The 6,599-nt window shown below is 48.7% G+C and carries 6 protein-coding genes; 2 read left to right on the top strand and 4 right to left on the bottom strand.

What is annotated here, in order from left to right; genetic code table 11:
* Positions 1-661 precede the first annotated feature (661 nt).
* A complete protein-coding gene (locus tag Q0294_RS08710) occupies positions 662-1,087 on the top strand; it encodes an FHA domain-containing protein (RefSeq protein WP_299463454.1) in 426 nt (141 codons plus the stop codon).
* Between the two features lie 17 nt (positions 1,088-1,104).
* Here the strand turns inward: Q0294_RS08710 and lpxI are convergent, their stop codons facing one another.
* Complete coding sequence (gene lpxI, locus Q0294_RS08715) at positions 1,105-1,995, bottom strand: UDP-2,3-diacylglucosamine diphosphatase LpxI (RefSeq protein WP_299463457.1); 891 nt, start codon at positions 1,993-1,995, stop codon at positions 1,105-1,107.
* A 56-nt stretch (positions 1,996-2,051) separates the two neighbouring features.
* Complete coding sequence (gene lpxD / locus Q0294_RS08720) at positions 2,052-3,137, bottom strand: UDP-3-O-(3-hydroxymyristoyl)glucosamine N-acyltransferase (protein ID WP_299463460.1); 1,086 nt, start codon at positions 3,135-3,137, stop codon at positions 2,052-2,054.
* Between the two features lie 420 nt (positions 3,138-3,557).
* Between lpxD and aroH the strand changes: the two genes are divergently transcribed.
* Positions 3,558-3,929 carry a chorismate mutase gene (aroH, locus tag Q0294_RS08725; RefSeq protein WP_299463463.1) on the top strand — a complete coding sequence of 124 codons (372 nt, stop codon included), beginning with the start codon at positions 3,558-3,560 and terminating at the stop codon, positions 3,927-3,929.
* Positions 3,930-3,941: 12 nt separating this feature from the next.
* Here aroH and Q0294_RS08730 read toward each other — a convergent pair whose 3' ends face one another.
* Together Q0294_RS08730 and Q0294_RS08735 are read right to left on the bottom strand one after the other, a co-directional pair.
* Positions 3,942-4,793, bottom strand: a complete 852-nt coding sequence (locus Q0294_RS08730; protein ID WP_299463466.1) for a hypothetical protein — start codon at positions 4,791-4,793, stop codon at positions 3,942-3,944.
* A gap of 294 nt (positions 4,794-5,087) precedes the next feature.
* The coding region (locus Q0294_RS08735; protein ID WP_299463469.1) for a hypothetical protein at positions 5,088-6,599 on the bottom strand (1,512 nt) is incomplete at its 5' end.

A 6,599-nucleotide genomic window follows, 5' to 3' on the forward strand; every position in this document is an offset into this window, starting at 1 on the left:
CACCAAAGAAGTACACATACTTTTTACCTGACATACTTATTTCCTCTTAATGTTAATCGGTTAGGGCTTCGGTCCCTTCACGCAAAGAAACCGGATGCTAACCAGTACATATCTATTGTTAAGAAGCTTGATGCTTCCTGTTAAGATGAGGGGCTGAGATACAACCCCCTCTCATGCTCATAACCGGAACTCGCGGCAGTTGATAAAAATTTACTAACTGCTGTTTGTCTTTTATTAGAAGACAGATTTGTATCTGGCGGTTGATATCCCGTTGGTCCGATTCGACTTCGCGGACGGCAGAATTTAATTCAGGCGGGTCAATCAGTTTGATTGTGACTGAAATCCTGTACGTTAAGCCATCGGTTCGCAGCATATTTACTAGGGACACTACCATTGCTCCGTCTCACCGTCAAGCGACTGGCGGTAATCGGGTTAAACGGCGTAGGAATTCTTCCGATTCAGCCATTCACCTGACCGAAATCACCATTCAGTGTTTCACTTTATAGCGATCTGGATGAATTAGCATGGAATTTGCCTCACACTGTGTTAACATGATAAAAAGGCTCCGATTTCCTATTGATTTTGCACATCTCTCAAATTCACAATAAATCTCGTTTAAGTAATCACTTACGTATTTTCTGTCTTAATAACGGCTGCTCTCATGATCGCACGATTGATTCCTGTAAATGGAGGTCAGCCCATTGAATTGAAAAAAGATGTGACCGTCGTTGGTCGAAAATCAGATTTATGTGATATTCAGATCGACAAGAACAGCATCTCCAAGATTCATTGTGTGATTATCAAAACCGATGGGCTGCTTTTTGTGCGCGATCTCTGTAGTACGAATGGCACGCGCGTCAACGGCCAGAAGATTACCCGTGGTGCATTGTTGCCGGGGGATGAATTATCGCTGGCATCGACAAAATTTGAAGTCGAGCTCTCCGGCGACCCCAAAGCAGATGACGATCAACTGGCCGGACCGCATCAGAGAACGGAAATGCTCACGGCATTTCATCTCGAGATTGAAGGCGAAGCGGATCATCTCGATTCGGACAGCGGCAGCGAAATGAAACTGATTTCTGAGTGAATCATTTCCGGTCGGTTTTAACTGGCCATCTGCAAGGTCAGTTCTTCTTCATTGAGTGAGACGATGGCAATGCCCAGTTTGTCTGCCAGATCAGCCACTTCCTGCTGATCAATCATAATGGTTTGATTGCTTTCGATTGCCAGCACCCGTCCCCCCGCTTCGTGCATGGTTTGCAGGGTTTTAATGCCGACGGTGGGGACATCAAAGCGGCGGTCCTGTTGTGGTTTCGCGACTTTGACGACGGTAAACCCGCCTCGTTTACATAATTCACCCGCACGTTGAATGGCCCGGTCTGTGCCTTCAATCGCTTCCACGGCGATCACGGCTTTGTCATTGATCACAATGCTTTGTCCGATATCCAGTTGCCCCATTTGTTTGGCAATATCCCATCCCATTTTGATGTCTTCCCACTGGGACGGGCTGGGGTGTCGTTTGGTAAGGAATCCATGTTTCACGAGTAGCTCCGGGCAATAGTCCAAGGCAGATTCAAAGAAGAGATTGTCACGCTCAAACTCTTTGATGACAGCAAGCAGCAGGGTATCGTCTTTTCGATCTTTTTTGGCATAACGATACCACATGTGAAGAGTGCGAAGGTCCGGCAGTAATTTAAAAATTCGAAAGGGACTGAATAAGACTGTCTTTTCGATTTTTCCCGCCATCACAATCCGACTTACATTCTCGCGATGAAAGAGTTTGATGGCTCTGCCGATGCGCGCCAGAGGAATCCAGTGAAACGTATCACAGACATCAACTAAATCTTCATTGGCCATTCCGAAGATGCCGAGGCAGCAGACGGAATATCCCTGTTTTCGAGCGTGTTCCGCAAAGACAATGGGGAACCGGCCTGCACCGGCCAAAAGGCCGATTTGTCGGGAAGTCTTTATGTCGGGCGTTTGCAATTCAGTCATTGATCACTACAGGACTTCATTTAAATAGATCAGTTTGAGCGCAGATCCGCGCAGAATCATGATTGGTCTGATTCTTGTTTTTGCAACTCTTCAAGTTGTTGAGCCAGTTGCATGACTTGGTTTTCCAGTTCACGAAGCTGTTTTCGCATTTCAGGCACTTTGCGGAGGGACATCACAATTTTGCGTTGCTCTTTTTCAGGAGCAGCAGGAGTTCCGATATGAATTTCTCCGGGAGGGATATCCCGATGAACACCGGCACGGGCTCCCAGAGTGGCCCGATCTCCGATGTGCACATGATCTGCAATGCCCACCTGACCGGCGCAGCGCACATAGTCACCAGTAATGATCGAACCTGCAAAGCCGACCTGTGAGGCGAATGCGTTGTGTTTTCCGATTTCACAGTTGTGAGCGATCATGACCTGGTTATCAATTTTGGTTCCTTCTCCAATCACAGTGGCGCCGATCATGCCGCGATCAATCGTGGTACCAGCGCCGATTTCGACGTCGTCATCAATGCGGACACTTCCCAGATGGGGGATCTTGATATAATGCCCGTTTTCGAATCGATAACCGAAACCGTCACAGCCCAGGACCGCAGAGGCATGGATCAGCACGCGATTGGCAATTTTCACATCAGGATATAAGACGGCATTGGCGTGAATTGTGACGTCATCTCCAATGACACAGTTATCTCCAATATAAACGCCGGGATAAATCCGGCAATTGTTTCCGATGCGGACTCCGGGACAAATCGTGACCTGGGGATAGATGTGACAGTTTTCTCCCAATGTTGCCTGATCGCTGATGTCGGCCCGGGGCGAAATCCCGATTTCCGGCAGTAAGCGCGGCGGGCGCAGTTTCTGGAGAATTTTAATAAAAGCGGCCTGGGCATCGACAATGGTCAGCGAGGCAAACGGCGCTGCTTCATATGCTTTCTGGAATGACTCTTCCAGCCGTTTGTCAACGATGACCGCGCCCGCATTGCTTGATTTCAGCCGCTTCAGATTCAGTTCGTCGCCGACAAAAGTAATGTCATGGGGACCTGCCTTCAAAACGGATTCCGCGCCATGTATTTCCAGCCTCTGATTGCCTTTCGCGGGGCAATTCAGCTCTTGAGCGATCCACTCAATGGTCGTCGACATCAAGGAGTCCTTTCCAAAAGATGCACGTTTTGAATTTTGATTGTCAGGCGGTCTCTACGTGGAGGCTGGCGCACCATCGTGGTGACCTCTGCAAATCCGTCCCCCCTGCGATCCTCTAATAGGGCTGTTTTTTACCTGATACAGTGAAAGTAACGCAAGAGCATTTTTAAAATGGGTAATCATCCCGTTCTGGCCACTTTTATGTTAAGTGGTAATGATCATTACAGTTAAACTTTGCACGCTGGTTGAGGACCTGTCAGAATTCGGGAATGCCACTGGTGGCGAATAGCCGAAGAATTAGTTAGGATGTGCTTTTGAGCTGTTTTAGTCGTTTTTGGTGATTAAGATCGTATTCTCTGCTTTCGAGCGTGTAACCGGGCTTATCTTACAACGAACTTTTAAAGATACATGGTATTTGCGATGTCGGTACGTGGAATTCGTGGTGCAACTACAGTAACTCAAGACACCTCAACGGAAGTTTTGGCTGCAACACGCACGCTGCTGGAGCAGCTTCTCAAGGCAAATCAGATTGAAAACTTCGAAGATATCGTGTCGATGTTTTTTACAACGACCCCCGATTTAATCTCGGCATTTCCTGCGGAAGCGGCACGCGAACTGGGAATGAAATCGGTCCCCTTGATCTGCGCTTCCGAAATTGCCGTCAAAGGGGCAATGCCGCGCTGTATCCGCGTCATGATCCATGTGAATACGGATCAAAAACAGTCCGAAGTTGTCCACGTCTATTTGAACGAGGCACAAAAACTCCGTCCTGATGTCGCTTCGGCACAATAACCTCGGGCAGAGTTAATCGATCTTTTCCGGCGGCGGATCAGGCTGGTCCGTGCCGATGATGGCATCTGTGGATGTCCACTGCATGAGATCATCAGAATCTTTTTTTTCGATGATGGTGAATGGGATTCCACGTTCTTCAAGAGTATCTGAAAGATCATCCAGCGGATTTTTCAGAAATTCAGGAGGCAGTAGTTCTTTGAGCTGATCCCAGTTGTTTTTAACCAGATTGATATTTTCCGGGGGAACCTGGATCATATGCTCTGCGCGATTGACGCGTGCGATCCACATTGCTTCGTGCAGCGTGCGATGTCGCTCTTCGAGTGAGAGTGAGGAAAAAGGACGTTTATCCAACTGAAGTTGATGAATGATTTTGTTACCCTTCTGGATGACCTCCTCCAGATTTTGATCTTCTCTCAATTGAAGTCGACTGGCTGCCAGTCCGATTGCCAGCGTATAGCTGATGAACTGCTCTTTGGACAGTTCCCTGCGGTGGAGTGCTTTTTTGAACATTCGGTTTCGTGCTCCAAAGTGCTCACCGATTCTTTCAATCTCCCATAGTTGTGACAGATTGTTTTGCTCGCTATAGACGAGGTCTTCGATGGGTAACGAACGGATATGACTCCAGGCAGGAGCAGGGGCGTAAACCGAAGGAAAAGTTGGAGTTTTATTTTGTGGTAACAGCTTGATGACCTTGAGATATTTTTTCAGCTCGCTTTCTGTCACCTTTTCATTGATCTGTTTGAGTTCGGTGTAGTCCAGCGATTTTTCAGAACAGCCGACACTGAAAAGCGTCACTACGAAACAGAGGCAGCAACTGATCGCAGCATAGGTGATTCTGGCTGAAATGCGTTTCAAACTGATCATAACGGGAAACCGGAACCTGACTACAAGTGATACGAGTCTCAGATCATGCTTTGATCGAACACCGGGGTGACTGATGGCAGTGTTTGTGAGTCTGATAGTTCGATCATTCAAGATGATTAAGTGTTCCACATTAATTAAGGCGCGAACGATATCAATATCGACGCATGCAAACGGTGATGCGTACACTCTCGCAGGATTTACGAATATCAGGATTATATGGAATATGCGGGAGGCGAAAGAGTGAGGTTTCAGGGTGGTTTGAACGGAACTCCCTCGCCGGCCTGCCGATGAAGATTATCCGGGGGGAAAATGAAAACCCGTGATTCTGTTCACTGTGGCGACGCAGACAATTGCCTGGGTGATCAGGGCAGTAATCCAGATTGACTGGAGTTTCAGGAAAGAAGCCGAACTCTCATTGTTGAAAGCAGATTCGATCTCGATGATGTGCCAGTAAGGGATGGTCATGAGCAGAAACCAGGGCAGGAAAACCAGCCAGAGTCGTGCGGCTTCTCCCATATTTTTCCCGGAGAGCCAGAGCAGGCCCAATACAATCAGACAGGAAAGCAGCAGGTTTTTTAATCCGGGGTGGAACGGTCCTTCGGTGCGATTGTGAATTAAAAGTCTTCGGCTACAGAGCGATTTTGCCGCCAGCCAGGCCACGGGCAAGCCCAGCGCCAGGCTGATTTCAAGCGGGTTCACCAGCAGCCATTTCCAGTAGGTACGCGGATACTGCAGATAAAAGCCCGCATGATTTTGCAGGTTTAAAAACCAGACTTCCGGCAAGTTGATTTCGAACAAAACGCCCATGAATGTTGTGGGAAGCACCAGTCCCGACAGGCCAAAAACTGCCGCGAAGAAAAACTGCTTCCAGGCAGGGCGGAACAGGTTTTTGTCGGATCGAAGCTGCCAGACTTCAAACAGGGAATAGAAAACCGCACACAAGGCGACAGGCAGAAACGCGAGTGTCAGGAAAAAGCCGATCCAGAGCACGAAACCGGCCAGAAGATACAGGGGTTTAGAATTTCGTCTCCAGGCAACTACCCACAGGTATAAAAACAGAATTGCCATGATGGAATAGAGGGCGTCTGATTTCGGTTGGAAAATTAATGCCGCGGGTATCAAAGGCCAGAATGTGGCAACCTGCCAACTGACTTCGCGTGAAGCGAATTCGCGCGACAGCAGAAACAGGGGGAAAACCGTCAGCGCAGACAGGACGACAGTAATCAACGTAGCCAGCCAGAGTACGGCACTGTCGAGGTCTGTTAAGGGGTTTCCGGATGCGGCGGTCAGATTCGCAATGATTTCCGTTGCTTCCTGAAACGAAGCCGGTTGAGTTTTCAGAAGCGCTGACTGTAATCCGGGAACGTTCTGGCAGAGTAGGATCAATGCTCGATAGAAAAGCGGAAGTCCGGGGGGATGAGTCCCTTCATGCAGCACATCACCCTGTTTCATTTTCTCTGCATAATGCTCAAGGTAGTGCGGAACGTCGGGAATGCCGTCTCGCGCTTCTGTAAAATAGCCCGAGGAACCTTTGTAATAGAGTACGAACGCAGCCTTTGACAGCCGGTACTCAGTGGGGGGCGTATCCTGTAATAAAAGGGACCAGACGATCCCCGAAGCGGCCAGTCCCAGCAGCCAGATGACTAATTCCCAGCGGTAGCAGAATCTGATTCGGGAGAGACCGATCAGAGCAGCCAGTAAATAGACACCGAACGCGATGCCTGAAACAATCCAGCCGGGAACCATTTCCGCTGACACAAAAGGGATTCGTTCCCAGGTCCATTCTCCGGTAATACCCAGCGGGAT

Source organism: uncultured Gimesia sp., from assembly GCF_937919775.1.
Classification (GTDB): domain Bacteria; phylum Planctomycetota; class Planctomycetia; order Planctomycetales; family Planctomycetaceae; genus Gimesia.